This window comes from Mycobacteroides sp. CBMA 271 (assembly GCF_009729205.1).
Lineage (GTDB): Bacteria > Actinomycetota > Actinomycetes > Mycobacteriales > Mycobacteriaceae > Mycobacterium.
Genome location: NZ_VTHB01000001.1, coordinates 59969 through 81443 on the forward strand (window position 1 = coordinate 59969; position 21475 = coordinate 81443).

The window sequence follows — 21475 nt, forward strand, 5'->3', positions numbered from 1 at the left end:
GTTACCGGGATTAGCTGACCAGAATCGTCGCGAAGGTGCCGATGCGGGTGAATCCCGCCCTGGCATAGGACGCACGGGCCACCTCGTTGAAGCTGTTCACGTACAGGCTGGGGATCCGTCCGCTGTGGTGAACCGCGGTCGCGATGGCGGCCACCCCGGCGGTCCCAAGACCGCGGCCACGAAACTCCGGGTCAACCCACACACCCTGAATCTGGCTGACGCTGCGCGATTGTGATCCGACCTCAGCCTTGAAGATGACCCGACCATCCTCGAAACGCGCCCAGGCCCGGCCCGCCTCGATGAGCCCGGCCACCCGACGCCGGTATCCACGTCCCCCATCGCCGCTGCACGGGTCGACGCCCATCTCACCCATGAACATTTGGATCGAGGCCTTCAGGTACTCGTCCAGCTCCTCGGCACGCACCTGCCGGACCGCGGGATCGATGGCGCATGCCGGGGCGTCCAGCATTGCCAGCAGTGGCTGGCAGGCACGGACCTCCCGCGCGGGACCCCATACCAGGTCGAGGTGGCACCACATGTCGAGAACCACGTCGGCCGGGCCCACCAGGGACGGGCAGATTCGGTGCTGTTCGATGGCCCGTTCGGCGAACAGCCGAGTGTCCTCGGGCCCACCGGCCAACGGAATGATCGTGGTCCCGACGAAGCACAGGGAATCCGCCAACGCGCCCGTCGACCAGATTTCGCCGCCGATGGCGGTGGGATCGGCACCGCGGGCCTCCACCCGGGCGGCCAGCATGCAGGACGCCACCGGATCGACGTCGAGTACGGCGCGAACGGCTTCCGTGTCCGATAACCCGAGCACACGGACGGCATCGGAGGACGACGCTCCGGGCGCTCCAGGCGCCGGCAGTGTTGTCGTCATCGGCAATCGCTCCCGTATGTCCCGTTGCGCCGAGGTTCTTTTAGCTTACGGTGACGACCGGCTGGCCTGTAGGAGATTCACCGGAGCCCATCGCATCTTCCATCTCTTCGGCCAATCGCATGGCCTCCTCGATCAGCGTTTCGACGATCAGCGCCTCCGGCACGGTCTTGATGACCTCGCCCTTCACGAAGATCTGCCCCTTGCCGTTACCGGACGCCACCCCCAGGTCGGCCTCGCGGGCCTCCCCCGGCCCGTTGACGACGCAGCCCATGACCGCCACTCGCAGCGGCACCTCCATGCCCTCCAGCCCGGCAGAGACCGCGTTGGCCAGGGTGTAGACGTCCACCTGCGCGCGCCCGCAGGACGGGCAGGACACAATCTCCAGCTTGCGCGGGCGCAGGTTGAGCGATTCCAGGATCTGGTTGCCCACCTTGATCTCCTCGGCGGGCGGCGCTGACAGGGAAACCCGGATGGTGTCGCCGATGCCCCTGGACAGCAGCGCACCGAATGCGACGGCCGACTTGATGGTGCCCTGGAATGCCGGCCCGGCCTCGGTGACACCCAGGTGCAGCGGGTAATCGCATTGCGCGGCAAGCTGTTCGTACGCGGCAACCATGATCACCGGGTCGTTGTGCTTGACGCTGATCTTGATGTCGCCGAATCCGCATTCCTCGAACAGCCCGGCCTCCCACAGCGCCGATTCGACGAGCGCCTCCGGGGTGGCCTTGCCGTACTTACCCAGAATGCGCGGGTCCAGCGAGCCCGCGTTGACGCCGATACGGATCGGGATTCCGGCGTCGCCGGCCGCCTTGGCGACCTCCTTGACGCGACCGTCGAACTCCTTGATGTTGCCCGGGTTCACCCGCACCGCGGCGCAGCCTGCGTCGATCGCCGCGAAAATGTACTTGGGCTGGAAATGAATGTCGGCAATCACCGGGATCTGGCTCTTGCGGGCGATCTCGGCCAGCGCGTCGGCGTCCTCCTGGCGCGGGCAGGCCACCCGCACGATGTCGCACCCGGAAGCGGTCAGCTCGGCGATCTGCTGCAGCGTCGAATTGACGTCGTGGGTCTTGGTGGTGCACATCGACTGCACCGACACCGGGTAATCGCTACCCACCCCGACATTTCCGACCATGAGCTGACGGGTCTGGCGCCGCGGCGCCAGCGTCGGCGGCGGCGCGCCAGGAAGACTGGGCATACCCAAGGTCGTCATAAGTGTCTCCTACTGGAAGAGTCTAATCGGGTTGACGATGTCGGCGGTGATCGTCAGCAGCATGTAACCAACAATCACCACCAGGACGACATACGTCGCCGGCATCAATTTCATGTAGTTGACGGGCCCGCCCGCTGCCAGACCTCGCGCCGACCGAATCATGTTGCGAATCTTCTCGTAGGTGGCCACCGCGATGTGCCCGCCATCAAAGGGCAACAAGGGCAGCAGGTTGATCGCACCCAGCGCGAAGTTGAGCTGCGCCAACAAGATCCAGAACATGATCCACATGTCATGCTCAACCGTCTCGCCGCCCATGCGGCTAGCGCCGATGACGCTCATCGGGGTGTCCATCGCCCGCTCGCTGCCGGTGATCGAATCCCACAGCGCGCCCACCTTCATGGGGATCTTCCCAATGGCCTTCACGGTTTCGACGGCGACGGTTCCGATGAGGTTCCCGGTGGCGGGGACGGCGGTCACCGGGTTGTAGTGCTTCTGCGGCACAAAGGTTCCCAGCGAGGCACCGACGGCGCCCACGGGAATAAGCTTGCCGGCCTTCTCGTCCCAACGCTGCGTCTCAACCACGTTCACGGTGACCGATTGCGGCTTGCCGTCACGCACGATCTCGAAGACCTGTGGCCCGCGCAGCCCGCGAATGGCGGTGACCAGGTCGGTCGACGTGCTCACCGGCTTGCCGTCCGCGGCGATGACCTGATCTCCGGCGCGCAGGCCGCCGAGCGCCGCCGGTCCATCCCCCGTGCATTTGGCCATATCCTTGGGGTTGGCACTGTTTTGCGGTGCCACACAACTGGTTTCGTTGATCAGCGGATGGGTGGGCGCATCATTGTCGGGCAGACCCCAGAACAGCACGACGCCGTAGAACACCACGATGCCTATGAGGAAGTTCATGGCGGGCCCGGCGACCAGCACCGCCACCCGCTTCCAGACCTTCTGCTTGTACATCGCGCGGTCGGATTCCTCGGGGGCGAGGTCCTCCACCGAGGTCATACCGGCGATATCGCAGAAGCCGCCCAGCGGGACGGCCTTGATGCCGTACTCGATGACGTCGTTGGCGCCGCGGTTGCTCTTGCGCTTGGTGGACCACAGGGTCGGCCCGAAGCCGACGAAGTAGCGGCGCACCTTCATGCCGGTGGCCTGCGCCACCCACATGTGCCCGCACTCGTGCAGCGCCACCGATACCAAGATCGAGAGGGCAAACAACACAATTCCGATCACATACGCAGTCATCAGGTTCGAGTTTCCTCCAGGTACTTCAGTCGCGAGTGATCAGTTGCGCAGCCCGCTGCTCAGCCCAGCGCTGCGCGTCAAGTACATCGTCAACGGTAGCGGGTTCTCCTGATGTTCCCGCCCACTGGTCCGCAGCCGCCAGCACATCGGCAATTGTTCGCACGATCGACCGGAATCCGATACGTCCGGCCAGGAAGGCAGCCGCCGCCGTCTCATTGGCGGCGTTGTAGACGGCGGTCATGCATCCACCCGCCTCGCCGGCGCTCCGGGCCAGGTCAACGGCGGGAAACACCTGCGTGTCCAACGGCTCGAACTCCCAGGTGGACGCGGTACTGAAGTCGCATGCCAGGGCCGCGCCGGGCACCCGATCGGGCCATCCCAGCGCCAACGCGATGGGCAGCTTCATATCGGGCGGGCTGGCCTGGGCCAGCGTCGACCCGTCTGTAAAGGTGACCATCGAGTGCACGATCGACTGCGGGTGCACGACCACCCCGATCTGGCGGTAGGGCACACCGAACAGCAGATGTGTCTCGATGAGTTCGAGGCCCTTGTTGACCAGCGAGGCCGAGTTGAGGGTGTTCATCGGCCCCATCGACCAGGTGGGGTGCGCGCCAGCCTGCTCAGGGGTGACGTCCTGGAGCTGTTCGGAGGCCCAGCCCCGGAACGGGCCGCCGGAGGCGGTGAGGATCAGCTGCGCGATCTCGCCGCGGGTTCCTCCGCGTAGACATTGCGCAAGCGCCGAATGTTCGGAGTCGACGGGCACGATCTGCCCAGGGGCTGCGGCCTTGGTGACCAGCGGGCCCCCGGCAACCAGCGATTCCTTGTTGGCCAGGGCCAGCCGCGCCCCGGTCTTGAGCGCAGCCAGGGTGGGCCGCAGACCAAGTGCACCCACGAGGGCGTTGAGCACCACATCGGCCTCGGTGTTTTCCACCAGCTGTGTGACGGCATCGGGCCCGCTCAGCGCGGGCACGCCGAGGTGCCCCGCAGCGTCCGGATTGGCCACCGCAATGTTGGTGACCCCGGTGTCTTTGGCCTGTTGTCGGAGCAGATCGATGCTGCCGCCACCGGCGGCCAAGCCGACAACCTCGAATCGGTCGGGGTTGGCGGCGATGACTTCAAGGGCCTGGGTACCAATGGACCCGGTGCTGCCGAGGATGAGGACGCGGGCGCGTGTCACCTACCCATTGTGGGGCCTGGGCTAGCCCGCGAGCACCACTGGTCGGTGCAGGTCGACGTCGCCGCTGGCCGATCGAATGCGCAACTGGAAAGTCTCGTCCCCTTGGGCCGGGCCGTCGGCGGACTCCAGGGCGTTCGTCACCACACCCGAGCGGGTGTCAATCTGCAGGTGGGCCGCGGTGCCCTCGGCAATTCCGAGCGAGGTGTTTCCGCTCGCGGTATCGAAGATAAGCCCGCCGGTGACCGCCGAACCGATGGAGATCGATCCCGACGCGGTGGCGGCCTTCACCTGGCCTCGCAGTGCCTTGATGGCGAGCTCGCCACTGGCGGCGTTGAACCCGATGTTGCCGTTGAGTTCCCTGATCGATATCCCACCAGAGGCGGTATCGACCTTGGCCCCGCCGGTGATGGTGTCGATGATCAGATCGCCGCTGGCGGATTGGAAGCGAACGTCGGCGAAGTCGCCCTCGGCCCGGACCTCTGCCGAGGCCACCGCAATGTCCACTATCGAGTGGCTGGGCAGCTCGACGACGATGTCGATGGCGCCGGTACGGAAGGTCAGGCCTCTCGCGGACAGCACAGTAAGTAGCCCCTTGTCGTGCGTGACGCGGGTGCGCTCGGCGGTCTTGATATCGAGCGCCTTGGACTCGTCGTGCGGCCGGACGCTCACCACTGTGTCCGCACGATCGGTGGCAATGACCCGCAGGGTGCCGTAGGCCATTTCAACCTTGGCGGTGATGGGGTGGGGCGTGTCGAACCTCGGCGAAGCAGTCATGACGTTCCTCTCTGTGGTGGTGTTACCGGACCCAGCCGCTGATGGTGTTTCCGCGGTGGGATGTTGCTGATGTCGTGGACTTCCCTGCTGCGACGGTGGCGGCGCGCACGAGCCAGCCGTTCAGCGAGATCCCGTCGTGTGCGGCGGCCGCCTCGACGATGGCGCGCAGGTTCTCCGGGAGCCGCAGCGTGACGCGCCAGGTACCACCCCCGTCATCGGAGACGACGGGGGGCTGCGACGGCGTTTGTTCGATGGGCCGCGTGACCACGAACTCGGGCTCACGACCGCGCAGTCGTACGTCTACCGAGGTAGGGGCGAGCTCGCGGGTGATCTCCTCTGCGGCTGTCGAGAGGGCGTCCAACAGTGCGAGACGGATCGCCGAGTCGAGCGGCGCGGTCAGTCGGTCGCCGAGCTGCTCGGCCTCTGATCCACCGGCCTTCGCGGCGATGGCGAGGTCCTGGCGCACCGAATCGACATACGGTTGCAAATCCATGGTGTCATGGTGACATCATTTTGATGTCATGGCAAGTGTCATTGTGACGACACCCCCAACATCTACTACCGGATCCGTAGAGTCACCGGACGACATGGCAGACTGACCACCGAAGAAGATCAAGAGTTCGGGTCAAGATTCTGAGGAGGGCTGGCGGTGGCCACGACCGAGGTTGTCAAGCACGACGGTGTCGATCCCGAAGATGTGCCTTCCGCCGCATTCGGGCGCGGTCTATCCGGACAGAACCCCCGGGTCCTCCACATCCTCGGCATCGCGATCGCGGGCTTCCTGCTGCTGATGCTCAAGGGAAATCACGTCGGCAAGGTCGAGGACATCTTCCTCATCGGGTTCGCCGCGATAGTGCTGGCGTTCACCGTCAACGACTACCTCGGTCGTCGTTCAGGCCGCATCCGCTAGCGCTTGGAGTCGTCTCCGGCGCCGAGCGTGCGGATTACGTCGAAGTATCGCCTGACGGCTAGCCCTCGGAAGCCGCCAATTGGCCGCACGCGGCGGCGATCTCCCGACCGCGGGTATCGCGCACCGTGCAGGACACCCCGTGCTCGCGGACGCGTCGCACGAATTCGCGCTCGACCGGTTTCGGGCTGGCATCCCATTGGCTGCCCGGCGTCGGGTTCAGTGGAATCAAGTTCACGTGAACCAACTGCCCCAACGCTTTTCGTAACTTCTTGGCGAGCATGTCGGCACGCCACGGCTGATCGTTGACGTCTCGGATGAGGGCGTACTCGATCGACACTCGGCGCCCGGTGGCGTCGGCGAAATAGCGCGCGGCATCGAGCACCTCACCGATGGCCCATCGGGTGTTGACGGGCACCAGGGTGTCGCGCAGCTCGTCATCCGGGCAGTGCAACGAGACCGCGAGGGTCACGCCGAGCCCCTCGTCGGCAAGTTTCCGGATGGCCGGTGCCAGCCCCACCGTGGAGACGGTGACACCGCGTTGCGAAATACCGAAACCGTCGGGAGGCGGTGCGGTGATCTTGCGCAGCGCCGTGAGCACCCGGTTGTAGTTGGCCAGCGGTTCCCCCATGCCCATGAACACGATGTTGGACAACCTGCCCGGCCCTCCGGGCAGCTGGCCGTCACGCAAGGAGGCCGCGGCGTCGCGGACCTGTTCCAGAATCTCGGCGGCCGACAGATTGCGCGTGAGTCCGCCCTGGCCGGTGGCGCAGAACGGGCAGGCCATCCCGCACCCCGCCTGGGATGAGATGCACAGCGTGTTGCGATCGGGATAGCGCATGAGAACCGATTCGACCGTGCTGCCATCATGCAAGCGCCACAAGGTTTTTCGTGTGTCGCCGGAATCGCAGGCAACCTGGCGCAACGGGTGTAACAGGTCGGGAAACAGTGCCCGCCCCACCGCATCGCGGGAGCCTGCCGGCAGGTCGGTCATCGCTGCCGGATCGGCCACCAACCGTCCGTAGTACTGGTTGGCGATCTGCTTGGCGCGAAACGCAGGAAGCCCCAAGGCTTGTACCGCGTCACCGCAGTCCGCGACGGTCATATCCGCCAGATGCCGCGGCGGCATGGCCCGACGCGGCGCGTCGAAGACCAAGGGGAGTTGGGATGAGCCGCTTGCGCGAAGACCGTCAGGCGGAGCGTTCTCGGCAGACATAGTGGTGCCAGTATCCCAGCTGATCACTAATCCCCGGTAGCCGAGCGGGCGCGCACGTGCATCCGCTCCCCCTGCGGGCCGAATATGTGCAGCACTTCGACGGGCTTGTCGGTCGGATTACCGAACCAATGCGGCACATGGGTGTCGAATTCGGCAGCCTCACCGGCGGGCAGCACCAAGTCGAGCTCGCCGAGCAGCAAGCGGACCTTCCCCGACAACACGTACATCCATTCGTAGCCGTCGTGGACCTTCAGGTTCGGCTCCCCCTTCGGCGAGTGCGGCGGGATGATCTGCTTGTAACACTGCACTCCGCCGGGCCGGCGCGACAACGGCAGATAGATCGATCCGTGCCGTTTGAACGGTTTGAGATGGACGCGCGGATCACCGGTGGGCGGCGCGTTCACCAACTCGTCGAGCGGGACCTGATGCGCCTCGGCCAGCAGCAGCAGCAGCTCCAGGGTGGGTCGCCGCTGACCGGATTCCAGACGAGACAGTGTGCTCATTGAGATACCAGTGGATCCTGCCAACTCCGCCAAGGTGACCTGGCGATGCAGGCGCAACGCCCGCAGCCGCGGGCCCAGTGCGTCGAGCACGGCCTCCAATCGCTGATTCTGATCGTCCATACCGTCCATACTGCGGCCGATGTTGCCACTTTGGCAAGAATACTTGTGCATTTCGCAGGAACGGCCCAATAGTGGTGTCATGAACAAACTCTGGGATGTAGCCATCGTGGGTGGCGGCGCCGCGGGCCTCTCCGCGGCCATCACTCTCGCGCGATCACGCCGGTCGGTCGTCGTGATCGACGATCACCAGCCGCGTAACGCACCGGCGGATCGGGTCCATAACTACCTGGGGCGTGAGTCGACGCCGCCGGCCGAGCTGTTCGGCATCGGTCGCGACGAGGCGGCCCACTACGGCGCCACCTTCCGCGACGGCCGCGTCACCTCGGTCTCCCACGCGGACAACCACTTCGATGTGACGGTCAATGACGGCGCCACCGTCCACACCCGTCGAGTACTGGTGGCCACAGGCGCGGTGGATGAACTCCCCGAGATCGAGGGACTGGCGCAGCGCTGGGGACGCGACGTCCTGCACTGCGCCTACTGCCACGGGTGGGAAGTGCGCGATCGCGCCATTGCGGTCTTGGGCACCGGCCCCCTCGCGGTCCACCATGCTTTGATCTTCCGCCAGCTCAGCGAGAACGTCACCCTGGTGCGGCACAATGATTTTCCTCTGTCGCCGGAGGAAGCGGCACAGCTGGCCCGCCGGAACATCGGCGTCATCGACGGACCCGTGACCGGGCTGCACATCGCCGATGACGCGCTCACCGGGATCGAGCTGGAAGCGGGTACCACCGTGGCATGCGATGCATTGGTGGTCGCGACCGTGGTGTCGGCGCGCATCGAGATGCTTGCGCCTGTTCGCCTCACGGCGCAGGAAATGCGGTTTGGCGAGCATCTGCTGGGGACCTATCTGCCAGTTACCCGGGGCGTCACGGCAGTTCCGGGCATCTACGCCGCCGGAAACGTCACCGACATCAAGGCACAGGTCATTACGTCGGCGGCGGCCGGAACTGAGGTCGCCACTTTCATCAACGCCGACCTCGTGGTCGCCGACGCACAGGAGCTACAACATGCATGATCATCACAACCCGCCGTCCGACGAGAAGTCGTGGGACGAGTTCTACTCGTCGTGTGGAGCACTGTGGAGCGGGAACGCCAATCCGCAATTGGTAAAAGAGATTTCGTCACTGCCACCACGCACCGCACTGGACGCCGGCTGCGGTGAGGGCGGTGACGCCATCTGGCTAGCCCAGAAGGGCTGGCGGGTCACCGGTATGGACTTTGCACAGACCGCGCTGCGCCGCGCCGCCGATAACGCCGCGAAGGCCGATCCCGAGCTAGCCAACCGGATCACCTGGGCGCAGGCGGACCTAACCACGTGGCAGCCAAGCCGTCGTTTCGATTTGGTGACATCGCATTTCATGCACCTGCCGACCAAGCTGCGCGAGCCCCTGTTTTCATCGCTGGCCGCCGCCGTGGCCCCGGGTGGCACGCTGCTCATCGTCGGGCACCATCCCTCGGATATGCAGTCGGAGATCGGGCGACCAGACCTACCCGACTGGTACTTCACCGCCGAGGACATCGCCGACACCCTCGACCCGGACCGGTGGAACATCCTCGTCGCCGAATCACGCAATAGGACGTCCACGCGCGATGGCGAGGAGTTCGATATTGCCGACACCGTGCTGCGAGCGGAGCGCACGCCGTCCGAGGCCTAGGGGATGGCTGCAGGTTCTCCTGAAAGGGCCTCGCGTGCAGCCTCTTCCACCGCGGTAAGCACATCGGGATCCAGCCCGCGGCGGCCGACGACCGACAGCGTCGCCAGGTTCGCCGCGGGCATGGACTCCACCGGGGCAATACCGTCGGGCAGCCAGCCGATGATCGGCAGTAGCGCCATGCCCAGACCCGACCGCAGCCCCGCGTACAGCCCCGACAGATCCGGCGACTCCCCGACGATCTGGTACTGACGACCCAGCGTGTACAGCGCGCTGAACATGGGCGCGCGCAGGGTGCACGGTTCGGTGAAGGTCATGATCTGCAACGACTCACCGGGACTCAATTTGTACCCACGGGCCGCCACCCACTGCAGGCGTACGGTGCCCACCGCGTTGGCACGATCTAGACCCGACCCGTCGAGAATCACCGCCAGATCCATACTGCCCCGGTCGACGGATTCTGCGAGATAGACATTGCGATCGAAACGCACCCGCACCGACCAGTCCGACAGGTGGTTGCGTAAGGCCGTGGTGATGCTCGGCAGGATCAGGTCCGCGCCGTGCTCGGTGACCCCGAGAGCCAGCGTCCGTTCCTGACCGACAATCAGGTCGTCAACCGCCGCGTCGTGCGCGGCGAGAATGCGGCGGGCGTGTGCCAGCAGCTGCGCGCCCTTATCGGTGAACACCACCCCACGCCCGGAACGCCGGACCATCGGCTCCCCGACCGCGGTCTCAAGCTTGCGCACATGCTGACTCACCGCGGACTGGGTCAGGTGCAGCACAGCGGCAGCTCGGTGGAAGCCCCCACAGTCCGCGACCGCGACGAGCGAGCGCAAGGGTGCGATATCGAGCGTCGAACTCGCCATGCCGCCACCGTAGTCCGATCACAATACTTGATCAATATTTTCTCCCCCGCGTGCAGAATATCGATTCTGCATGCGACCCAAGAATCAATTGATAACGATTACTGATTGATTCTGATCAGTAATTATCGTTGGACATCGCCCCTTGCGACCGGCGACCATGGCACTTATGCAGAAGACTCCGGTGCCCATGACCAAGTCCTCGGCGGTCGCACTGACGTTCCTGTACGCGCTCGGGTACCCCATTGGCGCACTGTCGGTGTCGGCCATGACGCCGATGCTGGTGCTGGTCGCGCGCTTCGCCCTCGCCGGAGCAATCCTGGCCGCCTGGGCGCTGCTAGCGAAGGCCGCCTGGCCGACCGGCCGCCTGCTCGGACATGTCATCGTCACCGGACTGCTGATGCAGGCCGTCCAGTTCTGTGCGCTGTACGAGGCCCTTGAACACGGGGCGCCGGCCGTGCTGGGCGCCGTTGTGATCTCAATGAATCCCGTGGTCACCGCGATGCTCGCCGCACTGTTCCTGGGTGAACGCCTCAACGGGTGGCGGGTTGTCGCCCTCGGCCTTGGCGTGCTGGCGGTGCTGGCCGCATGCGCCAACCGGCTGCTCGCCACCGGCGGGCTCGACACCGTGCTGGTACTACTCCTGGTCGCGCTCTTGGGTCTGGCCGCCGGTGGGGTCTACCAGCAGCGCTTCTGCGCCGATGTCGACTTCCGCGTCAACAGCGCCATCCAGAACCTCGCCGGCCTGTTGCCCGCCGGCGCACTGGCCCTGCTGACGCCCAGTGCCGTGCACGATCCATGGAAGGCGGCGGGCGCAGTTGCGGCAGTCGTGCTGTTCAACGCCACCCTGTGCACCTCGCTCTACGTTCGATCGGTAAGCACGTTCGGCGCGGCGGCGGTCGCGATGCTGTTCTGCGTCATCCCGGCCGTCGCCGGACTGTTGTCCTGGGCACTACTCGGCCAGCGCGTCGATGTCGGCATGGGAATCGGCCTGGTCATCGGTGCACTCGCGTGCTGGCTCAACGCCCGCGCAAGCCGGCTCGCCAAAGTTGGACGTCGCCGGCTTCGCGGCTCCGAGGCCCAGGAGCAGCCCGCAATCGAGGTGGCGACCGCCGCGCCTACCCGTGCGCCGGTGGCAGCCAGCTAGCCTGGCTGAATGCGTGGCCTGAAACTCGGTGGTTTGATCCTGCTCGGAGCACTGCTCCTGGTGCCCGGATGTTCCCGGGGAGCATCGGTGTCTCCGACTCCCCCCTCATCGAGCCTGCCGTCCACGAGCGGCCCCGCCAGCACCACCAGCAAGACGACCACCACGACCACCTCGAAGACTCCGATCGATCTGCCCGAGCCCGCCAAGGGCGCACCGTACGACGCTGTAGCCCAGTGGATTTCCAAGGGCGCCCCGGTGGAAGCCGCCAACTTCCATTCCGCCACCAGCAGGGATGGACAGAAGACCGATCTCGGCGAGAACGTGGCCTTCACCACGCCGTCGGGCAAGACCCGCTGCATGACGAGCAACATCGAACCGGACACGCTGTCCTGCCTTGTCAGCCTGACCAATCCCCCGAAACGACCCGCCGATACGGAGGGCAATTGGGTCGGCGGATGGACAGATTTCAGCGGCAGCAAGGTCACGGTCGGCGGGCTGCACGGCGACCCGGGCCCCTTCCAAAGTGGTGACGGAAACCCGCTCGACTACGGCGGCCGGCTGACATTCGGCGACTTCAGTTGCCGCAGTGAGACTTCTGGCCTCTTCTGTGCAAGCACCAAGGCCAAATCCGCGGTTCGGATCAGCGATGCCGGGATCGAACCCTTCGGCTGCCTGAAAGAAGCCACGCCCACCGACGGCAGCGGTCGTGAGTTCAGCTGCTAGCGCGCAAGTACTCCTCGCCACGGGGAGAGAGCCGGTAACCCACCGGCAGGCTCAGCGTCAGGCCCATGTTCTTGAGCTTGCGCACATGCACCTTGAACATCGCCAGATCGGGCCACCGGGAGCAGGCTTCGAGGTCCTTGGCCCGTATCTCGGGGCGGCGGGCGATCTCCCGCAATACCTCACGGGTCCACGGACCCACCGTGGCGCTGCGATCCATCCGGTCCAGCCGCGCATCGATATCGGCAATGTCCTGCACCGATAGTGCGACCGCAGCGGCCAGCTCCGCACGCGGATCGGCCATCTCTATCTTGCGGAATGCCAAGCGGTACAACCGATCAGCGCCGGTAGCACCGACATCACTGCGCGCCGCCTCGGCCGAGGGGTATCCGGCCAGGTGTGCGTCGGTGTCGTCGATATCGCATGCGATGATCTCGTCGACGGCATCGACCTCGATAAAGTCGAACTCGGTCATGGAGCGAATACGGTCGGATCCCACACGGTAGCGCCCACCCACCTTCACCTGCGGGCGCTTCCAGCGCCGATAGGCCACCGAGATGGTGCCGTCATGAATTCCGGCACGCAACCTCGGCTCGAAGAGCATTAGATCGCCAGCGCCCCGCCGTAAAGACTTTCGAGGGCCTGCCAATGCCGCTCGGCGGCGAGTTCGTCGTATGTGGGGTTATCGGGGACGGCGTAGCCATGTTTGGCCGGATACGTCTCGACGGTGTGCCGCACCCCGCCGTCGGTCAACACCTCTTCCAAGAGCTGCGCCTGCTCGGCCGGGAAGGAGGCGTCCCCCTCGGCGGCGGCCACCAGCACCACGCCGCTGATTCGCCCGACGAGGTGGTGCGGGCTGTTCGGGTCGTCTGCGTTGGCGAGGTTGCCACCATGAAAGGATGCGACCGCGGCAACTCTTGAAGCATGAGTCGCCGCTACCCGCAACGCAATTCGGCCGCCCATGCAGTACCCGGTCAGCCCCACCGTGTCCCCTGTCACCTCGGGCTGCTGCGCCAGTGCGTCCAGAAACGCTTCCGCATCGGCGTCGATCCGATCGGGGGTGAGCGTCCCCATCACCGCAAACAGCCGGGTGCGTTCCTCCGGATCACCAAAGGCGGTGGACAAATCGAACGGCGCCCAATCACCCTCCCGGTAGTACACATCGGGGACCAACGCCACGTACCCGAGGGCGGCGAGCCGATCCCCCATCTCCCGCATGACCTCGCGGGCGCCGCCCGCGTCGGGATAGAGGATGACACCGGGTCCGGGCCTGTCCGGCAGATGCAGGGTCGCGGGGCATCGCCCGTTGGATGTGGTGATCAAGATCTCGCGGCGCGCCATGTTTCCATCAAACCAGTCACTCCGGGTAGCTACCGCGCTGGTACCGTTGCGTGGAACACATTCGTTAAAGACCCGGGGGGAATCTGATGGCCTTCTTCGACACGCTGTCCACTTCATGGCAAATCTTCAAGACATCGCTGCGGGTGCTGAACTCGCGCAAGGAGCTCGTCCTGTTTCCCATTCTGTCTGGGCTCAGCACGATTCTCGTCGCGGCCGCGATGGTGATCCCAGCGATCCTGTTGCTGCCCGCACCCGCCGGCGATGACGTCCCGCCGCTGTACTACCCGGTGGTGGCCGTCGCGTACTTCGTCCTGCTGTATGTCGCCACGTTCTGGCAGGCGGCACTGGTCTCTCAGGCGAATGTCGCGCTGGAGGGCGGCGACCCCAGTGTGGCCGCAGGCGTTTCGACGGCCGCCGCCCGCGGCGGACGTCTTGCACCCTGGGTACTGATCACCGGAACCGTCTCGTGGGTCATCAGCGTGATCGAGGAGCGCGTGCCCTTCATCGGCCGGTTCCTCGACGTTGCATGGAAGGTCGTCTCGTTCCAAGTGCTGCCGGCGATCGTGCTGGAGGATCTGGGAGCCGTCGCCGCCGTCAAAAAGACCAAGGAGACACTCAAACGCTCCTGGGGCTCGAACGTCGTCGGGATCGCCGGGCTGAACATCTTCACATTCCTGTTCATGTTGCCCGCGGTCGCCGTGATAGTCCTTGCCGCGATGTCGGGAATCGACGCCGTCGTCGGGGTCGCCGTCATTGCGGGACTACTCTGGATCCTGCTGGCCGTCATTGTCGGCTCGGCACTCACCGGCATTTACCAGACCGCGTTGTACCGGTCCACCGTTGATGGACACCTCCCCGGGCCGTTCGCCGGCGTCGATGTGAACCGGATCTTCAAGGTCAAAAACCGCTGACGGTGGGCGCATTCGCCGAATCGTGGCGCCTGCTGCGGACTTCCGTGCAGATATTGCGCGCATGGTCTGTCCTGATCGGATTCGCGGGCCGAGCCATCCTGTGGAGCATGGTCGTCGCGGTACTGATCTACCTCGCCACGCTCGCCATTCCGGACACCGCGGGGTGGGCCCGCGCCGGGGTGGTGGGCGTCGGTTATCTGCTCGCCGCGTATGTCACGGTGGTCTATGAGGCCGCATTGGTCACCCAGGCGCATCTGACACTCGGCGGAGCCGATCCGTCTCTCCGAGCCGGCACCGTCGCGGCCGCCAGCAAGCGCCGACAGCTCATGCCCTGGGTGCTCATCACCGCCGCCGAGACGTACGCGGTGAGCGATATCGAGGGAACCGCGGCCACCACGCTGGCTGGCGGCTTGTGGCTGGCGATCACCATGCTGATCTTGCCCACAATCATGCTTACGGACACCGCCGGGTGGACGGCAATTCTTAAGGCGCTGAACCTCTTACGGAAGCACTGGGCACTGGGCGTAATCGGGGCTGCCTTGGTGACGACCGCAACCGCCATCCTGGTATCGCCGGGTCTCGTTCTGCTGACACTGGAGCCCGAGTCCACCGAACTGCTGCTGCTGTTCGGTGCACTGGCGCTGGTGTGGCTGTTGCCGACGGTGATCATCTCGTTGGCGCTGGTCGTCGTCTACCAGACGCTGCTGTTTCAGGCCATTCTGTACCGAACCGCAGTCGGCTAGATAAACAGCGTCAGGACAATCCAGGTAGCAACGGCCGAGGGCAGCAGCGAATCGAGCCGATCCATAATGCCGCCGTGGCCCGGCAGCAGCGTGCCCATATCCTTGATGCCCAAGTCGCGCTTGACCTGAGATTCCACCAGGTCACCGAGCGTGCCGGTGATGACGAGCATGATTCCCAGGGCGATACCCACGGCCCAGTGATGTCCAAGCAAGAACGTCACCGCAAGGGTCGATGCTGTCGTTCCCACCAGCAGTGAGCCCGCCAACCCCTCCCAGGATTTCTTGGGACTGATCGCGGGCGCCATCGGGTGCTTGCCGAACAAGACGCCCGCCGCGTATCCGCCGATATCGGAGAATGTCACCCCCAACATGAGGCAGAACACCTGTTCCGCACCGTTTTCGGGATAGACCAGCAGCGCGCCGAAGGATGCGAACAACGGGATCCATGCGGCGACGAACACCGTGATGGCGACATCGCGAAGATAGTTCACCGGCTGCTGGTTCAGGCCATGCCCGACCAGACGCCAGATCATGCACACCACAACGGTTGCGCCGAAGGCGCCGAGAGCACCAGTGGTCCCCCACGGCCAGGTCAGCCAGATCGTCGCCTGCCCGCCGACAAGCAGCGGAATGAACGGCACCGAGATGTCCGCCTGCCGGAGCCGCTTGGTCACCTCCCACATGGCAATCGCCATGAAAAACGAGATGATGCCGACCCAGATTTCCTTCTGGTACAGCAGCGAGAAAATGATCAGGGCCGCCAGCAATACGCCGACGCCAATGGCGGCGGGCAGGTTACGCCCGGCCCGGGACTTCACTCCCGAAGGGGGCGCGGGGCTGCTGCCGGGGGCCGGAGCCGCGTCGGTATCTCCCATGGTCGTCATTACCGGTGGCCCTAGACCTCCAGTAGCTCGCCTTCTTTGTGCTTCACCAGCTCGTCGATCTGGGTTACATACTGGGCGGTGGTTTTGTCGAGATCCTTTTCCGCGCGGCCGACCTCGTCCTCGCCGGCATCGCCGTCCTTCTTGATCCGGTTGAGCTCGTCATTGGCCTTGCGCCGGATATTGCGCAGGGTCACCTTGGCGTCCTCACCCTTCCCCTTAGCCTGCTTCACGAGCTCACGGCGGCGTTCCTCGGTGAGCTGCGGGATAGCGACACGGATGATGCTGCCGTCGTTGCTCGGGTTCAGCCCCAGCTCGGAGTTGCGGATGGCATCCTCGATGGCCTTGAGCTGATTTGCCTCGTAAGGCTTGATGATCACCATGCGCGCCTCGGGCACGGTGATACCGGCCACCTGCGTAATCGGCGTCGTGGTCCCGTAGTAGTCGAAGACGACCCGCTGGAACATGCCGGGGTTGGCACGCCCGGTACGAATGGTCGCGAAGTCGTCGCGGGCGACCGTCACTGCCTTTTCCATTTTCTCCTCGGCGTCGAGAAGAACCTCGTCAATCACGGCTCAGAACCTCCATATTTGCGACCATCACGGTGTCACCAGCGTTCCGATCTTCTCACCTGCGACCGCCCTGGCGATATTCCCTTCGGTCAGCAGGTTGAACACCAGGATCGGCATTCGGTTGTCCATACACAGGCTGAACGCGGTCGCGTCGGCGACCTGCAGCCCCCGGTCGATGACCTCGCGATGAGTGATCTCCGGCAGAAACTCGGCATCCGGGTTAGCGCGCGGGTCATCGGTGAAGATGCCGTCGACCGCCTTGGCCATCAGCACGACTTCGGCCCCGATCTCCAGGGCACGCTGTGCGGCGGTGGTGTCGGTGGAGAAGTAGGGCAGCCCCATGCCGGCACCAAAGATGACGACGCGGCCCTTCTCCAGATGCCTTCTGGCCCGTAGCGGAATGTACGGCTCGGCAACCTGCCCCATGGTGATCGCGGTCTGCACGCGCGTGACGATGCCTTCCTTTTCCAGGAAGTCTTGCAGTGCAAGGCTGTTCATGACGGTGCCGAGCATGCCCATGTAGTCCGAGCGGGTCCGTTCCATACCGCGCTGCTGAAGCTGTGCGCCGCGGAAGAAGTTGCCGCCGCCGATCACAACCGCGACCTCGGCGCCGCTGCGGACGACCTCAGCAATCTGGCTCGCCACCCGGTGGACCACATCGGGGTCAAGGCCGACCGCTCCCCCGCCGAACATCTCGCCGCCGAGCTTGAGCAGCACCCGCTTATATCCGGTGCGGCTCACATCGCGAGTCATCACGCCTCCTGGTCACGGGATCACACAAAGCACAGCCATCGGGCCCTCCGAGAATCCCCGGCGCCGCGACAGCCCTAACTATCCTGCCCTATTGGGCGACGCTCGTTGGCACGACCCGGCGAACTGTCAACGGTCCGGCCGATATTGCCGCGGGAGTGTGTGGGTATTCGATCCCACGAATCCGCTTGTGCCACACGTGAATCAATAGCCACAAGTTCAGCGAGATTGTCGGTGGGCGTCGCTACGATTCGAACATGCGTTCCATCGTTGAGGCTGACGTCGAACGGGTGCTCGACGCCCTCGACTCTGCGGTCAACGCGGTCTTCGCAGTAGATCCGACGATGTTGACCCAGTTCGATCGTTTCGCCGTATTGCAGCGGCTGGAGACCGTGGCGCGACGGCTGTCGGCCGCGACCGTTCCGCTGGTGAGCGAGATTGCCGCCACCCACGTTTCAGGGCAGTTCGGCGGAGCCAACGCCACCGATGTCCTCGCCGACGGGCTGCGGATCACTCGCACCGAAGCGCGACATCGACTAGCGGAGGCACAGGATCTCACTCCACACCTCGCGATGACCGGCGAGCCGTTGGACCCGGTACTGCCGGTGACCGCGGCCATGTATCGCAGCGGGTCGATCGGCCGACAGCATGTGGCGGTCATCCGTGGGTTCTGGGATCGGGTGCCGTCGGCCATCGACAGCGATACCGCGGCGCATGCCGAATCTCATCTCGCACAGTTGGCCACCGACTTACGCCCCGACGAGCTGCGCAAGGCCGCCGATCGGCTGTTGGCGCACCTGGACGCCGACGGCAAGTTCAAGAACGCCGACCGCGCGAAATGCCGGGGATTCGCCATGGCGCGCCAAGGCACCGACTTGATGACCTCTGGCACCTTCAAGCTAGACCCGGAACTGCGCTCATATCTCGACGCGGTGTTCGCGAAATACGCAGCACCCGGAGCCTGCAACCCCGACGACGAACATCCGGTTGATGGCACCGAACCCGACCGCGACGCCGTGAACCGGGATCAACGTACCGCGCCACAACGTCAGCACGACGCCTTGAAGGCGTTGTGCCGTATCGCCTTGGCGTCCGGTGACTTGGGATCACATCGCGGACTGCCTGTCACTACGGTGGTATCCACCACGCTGCGGGAGCTGGAAACGGGATCCGGGACAGCCGTGACCGGTGGCGGATCATTGCTGCCCATGTGCGATGTGGTCAGAATGGCCGCGCACTCTCGCCACTATTTGACGATCTTCGACGATGACGGGCGCCCGCTGTGGCTGGGCCGGTCCAAGCGGATCGCCACCGCCGATCAGCGGATCGTGCTTGCGGCCCGCGATCGCGGCTGCACCTACCCGGGCTGCGATCGGCCGATGTTTCACGCGCAGGTGCACCACATGCACGAGTGGGCCGACGGCGGGCACACCGATATCGATGGCCTCACCTCAGTGTGCGATCCCCACCATGCACTACTCGGCACCGGCGAGAACGATTGGCAGACACGAGCGGGACCCGACGGACGCACCCAGTGGCATCCACCGAAACATGTTGATCCAGAGCAAATCCCACGAACCAACCACTTTCACCACCCCGACGACCACTTACTGGAGTAATGCGTCGCCCGCTCGCACGTCGGTCAGCCCTGCCAGCACCTTCGGCAACGGCTCCACATGCAGCACGCCGAGACGCTGGGTGGCCCGAGTGAGCGCGACGTAGAGCTCGGCCGCACCCCGTGGTCCGTCGGCCAGGATGCGTTCCGGCTGCACCACCAGGACGGCGTCGAACTCCAGCCCCTTGGTCTCCGACGCCGGAACCGTGCCCGGCACCCCCGGCGGCCCGATCACCACACTGGCGCCTTCCCGTCCGGCCTCGTCGCGCACGAATTCCTCAATCGCTGTGGACAATTCATCCTCGGTCAGTTGCCTTGACCAGGGCGGTGTTCCACACGAACGAACGGACTCCGGCGGCTGGGTGCCCGGTGCGAATTCGGCCAGCAGCGCGGCGGCCACGGCCATGATCTCGGCGGGGGTGCGATAGTTCACCGACAACGGTCGATACACCCAGCGGCCCGGCACATACGGCTGCAGCGCGGAGTCCCAGGACGTAGCGCCGGCTACCGATCGGCGCTGAGCCAAATCGCCGACCACGGTGAACGAGCGGCTTGGGCAGCGGCGCATCAGCACCCGCCAATCCATGTCGGACAGCTCCTGGGCCTCGTCGATCACGATATGGCCGTACGTCCAGTCCCGGTCCGCGGAGGCACGCTCGACGAGATCGCGGGTGTCGCGCTCGGTGAATCGTTCCGCGAGATCCTCGGCGCCGAGTAGATCGGTGGCGAAGAGGTGGTCCTCGTCGTCCATCATGTCCTCGCGGCCCGTCATCATGTCGAGCACCCCGGAGGCGTACTCGGCCTCGGCCCTGCGCTCCCGTTCGGCGGCCTCTTCCGCCGCCTTATCGCGACCCACCAGGTCAACCAGCTCGTCGAGCAGCGGGACATCCGAAACCGTCCACGCGTCCCCGACAGACCGCGCCAGGACCGGATCAGCGCCGGCCGCGCGCAGCCGCTCGGGTGAGGTGTACAGGTCCGCCAACAGGGCCTCGGGCGTCAGCATCGGCCACAGCTGGTTGAGTGCGGCGGCGAATCCTTCGTGGTCCCCCAGTTCGTCGAGCAGTTCCGCGCGCAGATGCTCCCAGGCCTTGCGGTCCTCACGGGTCAGCCAGCCCTTCCCGATGCGCGGGATCGCCCGCTCGGTGAGCGCCCAGGTGAGAACGTCGGTGAACACCGCGCGGGCCTCGTTGTGCGGGAGCTTGCTTGCACGCGCCTCGTCGATGGCCCATTGAGCGATGTCGGCATCGATGCGCACCGCGACATCGGCAAGCTGGATCGGCAGCGGCGACTCGGGGGTCCGCTGCCGATCCGCGACGGCAGCCGCGAGCACATCGAGAATCTGCAGCGAGCCTTTGAGTCGCGTCGCATCTGCGTCGTCCTCGGCGGTGACCTTCATTCCCGGCAGGAACTCTCCCGCCGTCGTGAACACCACATTCGTCTCGCCCAGCGAGGGCAGCACCCGCGAAATATGACTGAGGAAGGCCGCATTGGGCCCGACCACGAGCACACCGTGGCGTTCCATCCGTTTGCGCTGGGTGTACAGCAGATAGGCGACACGGTGCAAGGCCACCACCGTCTTGCCGGTGCCGGGGCCGCCCTCGATCACCAGCACGCCCGGATGGTCGAGCCGGATGATGCGGTCCTGTTCGGCCTGGATGGTCGCCACGATGTCGCGCATCCCGTCGCCGCGCGGCGCGTTGACGGCCGCGAGCAGCGCGGTGTCGCTCATCGTCCCGCGTTCCCCGTCACGCTCTTCACTCTCCGGGCGCCCCAGCAGCTCGTCGCTGAAGTCATCGACGTGCCGCCCCCGGGTCCGGAATTGGCGCCGCCGCCGGGTGTTCTCCGGGTTGGCTCCGGTGGCGGTGTAGAACGCCTGCGCCGCCGGCGCGCGCCAGTCGATCAGCAGCGGTTCGTATTCGTTCGCATCGTCGAGAATGCCGATACGGCCGACGTAGGAGTGCTCCCCCGTCATGGCATCGAGCCGGCCGAAGCACAGCCCGTCGTCGGCGACGTCCAAACGCTGCGCCTGCCGGGCCAATGCACGCACCTCGTCGTCGCGCTCGACCATCGCCGCCCCGTTCTGAAGGTCGACGGGCGCGCGCAACGCGGAGCGGTGGCGACCCTTCACACGGGCACGTTCGGCGTCCAGCCGCGTATAAAGCACGGCAATGTAGTCGCGCTCGGACTGCAGTTCCTCTTCGTGGGTCGACACCCGGATTTTCCTCATTCCCACAGGTTT

The 21475-nt window shown here is 65.4% G+C and carries 23 protein-coding genes; 8 read left to right on the forward strand and 15 right to left on the reverse strand.

What is annotated here, in order from left to right; all coding sequences use genetic code 11:
* Window positions 1-10 precede the first annotated feature (10 nt).
* The 6 genes from FZI91_RS00255 to FZI91_RS00280 all read right to left on the reverse strand — a co-directional run bounded on the left by FZI91_RS00255 (window position 11) and on the right by FZI91_RS00280 (window position 5785).
* Window positions 11-823, reverse strand: coding sequence for a GNAT family N-acetyltransferase (locus tag FZI91_RS00255; RefSeq protein WP_162526754.1), 813 nt, complete (start codon window positions 821-823; stop codon window positions 11-13).
* A 100-nt stretch (window positions 824-923) separates the two neighbouring features.
* On the reverse strand, window positions 924-2096 hold the full coding sequence (gene ispG, locus FZI91_RS00260; RefSeq protein ID WP_155936765.1) for a flavodoxin-dependent (E)-4-hydroxy-3-methylbut-2-enyl-diphosphate synthase: 1173 nt from the start codon (window positions 2094-2096) through the stop codon (window positions 924-926).
* 9 nt (window positions 2097-2105) lie between these two features.
* Complete coding sequence (locus tag FZI91_RS00265; protein WP_155936766.1) at window positions 2106-3341, reverse strand: RIP metalloprotease; 1236 nt, start codon at window positions 3339-3341, stop codon at window positions 2106-2108.
* Between the two features lie 25 nt (window positions 3342-3366).
* Complete coding sequence (dxr, locus tag FZI91_RS00270) at window positions 3367-4518, reverse strand: 1-deoxy-D-xylulose-5-phosphate reductoisomerase (protein ID WP_162526741.1); 1152 nt, start codon at window positions 4516-4518, stop codon at window positions 3367-3369.
* 21 nt (window positions 4519-4539) lie between these two features.
* Window positions 4540-5292, reverse strand: a complete 753-nt coding sequence (locus FZI91_RS00275; RefSeq protein WP_155936767.1) for a DUF4097 family beta strand repeat-containing protein — start codon at window positions 5290-5292, stop codon at window positions 4540-4542.
* A gap of 22 nt (window positions 5293-5314) precedes the next feature.
* Window positions 5315-5785, reverse strand: coding sequence for a toxin-antitoxin system HicB family antitoxin (locus FZI91_RS00280; protein WP_155936768.1), 471 nt, complete (start codon window positions 5783-5785; stop codon window positions 5315-5317).
* Between the two features lie 156 nt (window positions 5786-5941).
* Here FZI91_RS00280 and FZI91_RS00285 point away from each other — a divergent pair, with 156 nt between their 5' ends.
* Entirely contained in the window at window positions 5942-6202 is a 261-nt protein-coding gene (locus FZI91_RS00285; RefSeq protein WP_162526742.1) for a DUF2631 domain-containing protein, read from the forward strand.
* 58 nt (window positions 6203-6260) lie between these two features.
* Here the strand turns inward: FZI91_RS00285 and rlmN are convergent, their stop codons facing one another.
* Both rlmN and FZI91_RS00295 read right to left on the reverse strand, forming a co-directional pair.
* The gene (gene rlmN, locus FZI91_RS00290) at window positions 6261-7415 is read right to left on the reverse strand and encodes a 23S rRNA (adenine(2503)-C(2))-methyltransferase RlmN (RefSeq protein ID WP_155936770.1); all 1155 of its coding nucleotides are present in this window, start codon (window positions 7413-7415) and stop codon (window positions 6261-6263) included.
* A gap of 26 nt (window positions 7416-7441) precedes the next feature.
* Window positions 7442-8017, reverse strand: coding sequence for a helix-turn-helix domain-containing protein (locus FZI91_RS00295; protein ID WP_162526755.1), 576 nt, complete (start codon window positions 8015-8017; stop codon window positions 7442-7444).
* A 100-nt stretch (window positions 8018-8117) separates the two neighbouring features.
* On the opposite strand from FZI91_RS00295, the gene FZI91_RS00300 reads away from it, so the two are divergent.
* On the forward strand, window positions 8118-9056 hold the full coding sequence (locus FZI91_RS00300) for an NAD(P)/FAD-dependent oxidoreductase (protein WP_155936772.1): 939 nt from the start codon (window positions 8118-8120) through the stop codon (window positions 9054-9056).
* Window positions 9049-9696, forward strand: coding sequence for a bifunctional 2-polyprenyl-6-hydroxyphenol methylase/3-demethylubiquinol 3-O-methyltransferase UbiG (locus FZI91_RS00305; RefSeq protein ID WP_155936773.1), 648 nt, complete (start codon window positions 9049-9051; stop codon window positions 9694-9696). The genes FZI91_RS00300 and FZI91_RS00305 overlap by 8 nt, the downstream gene beginning before the upstream one ends.
* Here the strand turns inward: FZI91_RS00305 and FZI91_RS00310 are convergent.
* On the reverse strand, window positions 9693-10559 hold the full coding sequence (locus FZI91_RS00310) for a LysR family transcriptional regulator (protein WP_155936774.1): 867 nt from the start codon (window positions 10557-10559) through the stop codon (window positions 9693-9695). The genes FZI91_RS00305 and FZI91_RS00310 overlap by 4 nt on opposite strands.
* A 166-nt stretch (window positions 10560-10725) precedes the next feature.
* On the opposite strand from FZI91_RS00310, the gene FZI91_RS00315 reads away from it, so the two are divergent.
* Together FZI91_RS00315 and FZI91_RS00320 are read left to right on the forward strand one after the other, a co-directional pair.
* On the forward strand, window positions 10726-11703 hold the full coding sequence (locus tag FZI91_RS00315) for a DMT family transporter (protein ID WP_155936775.1): 978 nt from the start codon (window positions 10726-10728) through the stop codon (window positions 11701-11703).
* A gap of 9 nt (window positions 11704-11712) precedes the next feature.
* Window positions 11713-12426, forward strand: coding sequence for a hypothetical protein (locus FZI91_RS00320; RefSeq protein WP_155936776.1), 714 nt, complete (start codon window positions 11713-11715; stop codon window positions 12424-12426).
* Here the strand turns inward: FZI91_RS00320 and FZI91_RS00325 are convergent.
* Entirely contained in the window at window positions 12416-13027 is a 612-nt protein-coding gene (locus FZI91_RS00325) for a hypothetical protein (RefSeq protein WP_155936777.1), read from the reverse strand. The genes FZI91_RS00320 and FZI91_RS00325 overlap by 11 nt on opposite strands.
* Complete coding sequence (locus FZI91_RS00330; protein WP_155936778.1) at window positions 13027-13764, reverse strand: dienelactone hydrolase family protein; 738 nt, start codon at window positions 13762-13764, stop codon at window positions 13027-13029. The genes FZI91_RS00325 and FZI91_RS00330 overlap by 1 nt, the downstream gene beginning before the upstream one ends.
* 86 nt (window positions 13765-13850) lie before the next feature.
* Between FZI91_RS00330 and FZI91_RS00335 the strand changes: the two genes are divergently transcribed.
* Window positions 13851-14675: a DUF6159 family protein gene (locus FZI91_RS00335; protein WP_155936779.1), complete on the forward strand. Its 825-nt coding sequence runs from the start codon at window positions 13851-13853 to the stop codon at window positions 14673-14675.
* A gap of 2 nt (window positions 14676-14677) precedes the next feature.
* Window positions 14678-15418, forward strand: a complete 741-nt coding sequence (locus tag FZI91_RS00340; protein ID WP_155936780.1) for a hypothetical protein — start codon at window positions 14678-14680, stop codon at window positions 15416-15418.
* Here the strand turns inward: FZI91_RS00340 and FZI91_RS00345 are convergent.
* The 3 genes from FZI91_RS00345 to pyrH are packed head-to-tail and all read right to left on the reverse strand — an operon-like array spanning window position 15415 to window position 17624.
* Window positions 15415-16293 carry a phosphatidate cytidylyltransferase gene (locus tag FZI91_RS00345; protein WP_155937628.1) on the reverse strand — a complete coding sequence of 293 codons (879 nt, stop codon included), beginning with the start codon at window positions 16291-16293 and terminating at the stop codon, window positions 15415-15417. The two genes, FZI91_RS00340 and FZI91_RS00345, sit on opposite strands and share 4 nt — an antisense overlap.
* A gap of 20 nt (window positions 16294-16313) precedes the next feature.
* Window positions 16314-16871 (reverse strand): ribosome recycling factor, encoded by a 558-nt coding sequence (gene frr / locus FZI91_RS00350; RefSeq protein ID WP_162526743.1) that lies wholly within the window; start codon window positions 16869-16871, stop codon window positions 16314-16316.
* 27 nt (window positions 16872-16898) lie between these two features.
* On the reverse strand, window positions 16899-17624 hold the full coding sequence (pyrH, locus tag FZI91_RS00355; protein ID WP_030094003.1) for a UMP kinase: 726 nt from the start codon (window positions 17622-17624) through the stop codon (window positions 16899-16901).
* A 254-nt stretch (window positions 17625-17878) separates the two neighbouring features.
* On the opposite strand from pyrH, the gene FZI91_RS00360 reads away from it, so the two are divergent.
* On the forward strand, window positions 17879-19240 hold the full coding sequence (locus tag FZI91_RS00360; protein ID WP_155936781.1) for an HNH endonuclease signature motif containing protein: 1362 nt from the start codon (window positions 17879-17881) through the stop codon (window positions 19238-19240).
* Here the strand turns inward: FZI91_RS00360 and helR are convergent.
* Window positions 19229-21463 carry an RNA polymerase recycling motor ATPase HelR gene (gene helR, locus FZI91_RS00365; RefSeq protein WP_155936782.1) on the reverse strand — a complete coding sequence of 745 codons (2235 nt, stop codon included), beginning with the start codon at window positions 21461-21463 and terminating at the stop codon, window positions 19229-19231. The genes FZI91_RS00360 and helR overlap by 12 nt on opposite strands.
* Between the last annotated feature and the right edge of the window lie 12 nt (window positions 21464-21475).

Bases quoted from the DNA above. Each gene is read 5' to 3' on its own strand.
- FZI91_RS00275 (WP_155936767.1), bottom strand. From the start codon at position 5,292: ATGACTGCTTCGCCGAGGTTCGACACGCCCCACCCCATCACCGCCAAG.
- FZI91_RS00280 (WP_155936768.1), bottom strand. From the start codon at position 5,785: ATGGATTTGCAACCGTATGTCGATTCGGTGCGCCAGGACCTCGCCATC.
- FZI91_RS00345 (WP_155937628.1), bottom strand. From the start codon at position 16,293: ATGGGAGATACCGACGCGGCTCCGGCCCCCGGCAGCAGCCCCGCGCCC.
- FZI91_RS00320 (WP_155936776.1), top strand. From the start codon at position 11,713: ATGCGTGGCCTGAAACTCGGTGGTTTGATCCTGCTCGGAGCACTGCTC.
- helR (WP_155936782.1), bottom strand. From the start codon at position 21,463: ATGAGGAAAATCCGGGTGTCGACCCACGAAGAGGAACTGCAGTCCGAG.
- FZI91_RS00300 (WP_155936772.1), top strand. From the start codon at position 8,118: ATGAACAAACTCTGGGATGTAGCCATCGTGGGTGGCGGCGCCGCGGGC.
- ispG (WP_155936765.1), bottom strand. From the start codon at position 2,096: ATGACGACCTTGGGTATGCCCAGTCTTCCTGGCGCGCCGCCGCCGACG.
- FZI91_RS00330 (WP_155936778.1), bottom strand. From the start codon at position 13,764: ATGGCGCGCCGCGAGATCTTGATCACCACATCCAACGGGCGATGCCCC.
- FZI91_RS00360 (WP_155936781.1), top strand. From the start codon at position 17,879: ATGCGTTCCATCGTTGAGGCTGACGTCGAACGGGTGCTCGACGCCCTC.
- FZI91_RS00305 (WP_155936773.1), top strand. From the start codon at position 9,049: ATGCATGATCATCACAACCCGCCGTCCGACGAGAAGTCGTGGGACGAG.
- FZI91_RS00335 (WP_155936779.1), top strand. From the start codon at position 13,851: ATGGCCTTCTTCGACACGCTGTCCACTTCATGGCAAATCTTCAAGACA.
- rlmN (WP_155936770.1), bottom strand. From the start codon at position 7,415: ATGTCTGCCGAGAACGCTCCGCCTGACGGTCTTCGCGCAAGCGGCTCA.
- pyrH (WP_030094003.1), bottom strand. From the start codon at position 17,624: ATGACTCGCGATGTGAGCCGCACCGGATATAAGCGGGTGCTGCTCAAG.
- FZI91_RS00310 (WP_155936774.1), bottom strand. From the start codon at position 10,559: ATGGCGAGTTCGACGCTCGATATCGCACCCTTGCGCTCGCTCGTCGCG.
- FZI91_RS00315 (WP_155936775.1), top strand. From the start codon at position 10,726: ATGCAGAAGACTCCGGTGCCCATGACCAAGTCCTCGGCGGTCGCACTG.
- FZI91_RS00265 (WP_155936766.1), bottom strand. From the start codon at position 3,341: ATGACTGCGTATGTGATCGGAATTGTGTTGTTTGCCCTCTCGATCTTG.
- FZI91_RS00325 (WP_155936777.1), bottom strand. From the start codon at position 13,027: ATGCTCTTCGAGCCGAGGTTGCGTGCCGGAATTCATGACGGCACCATC.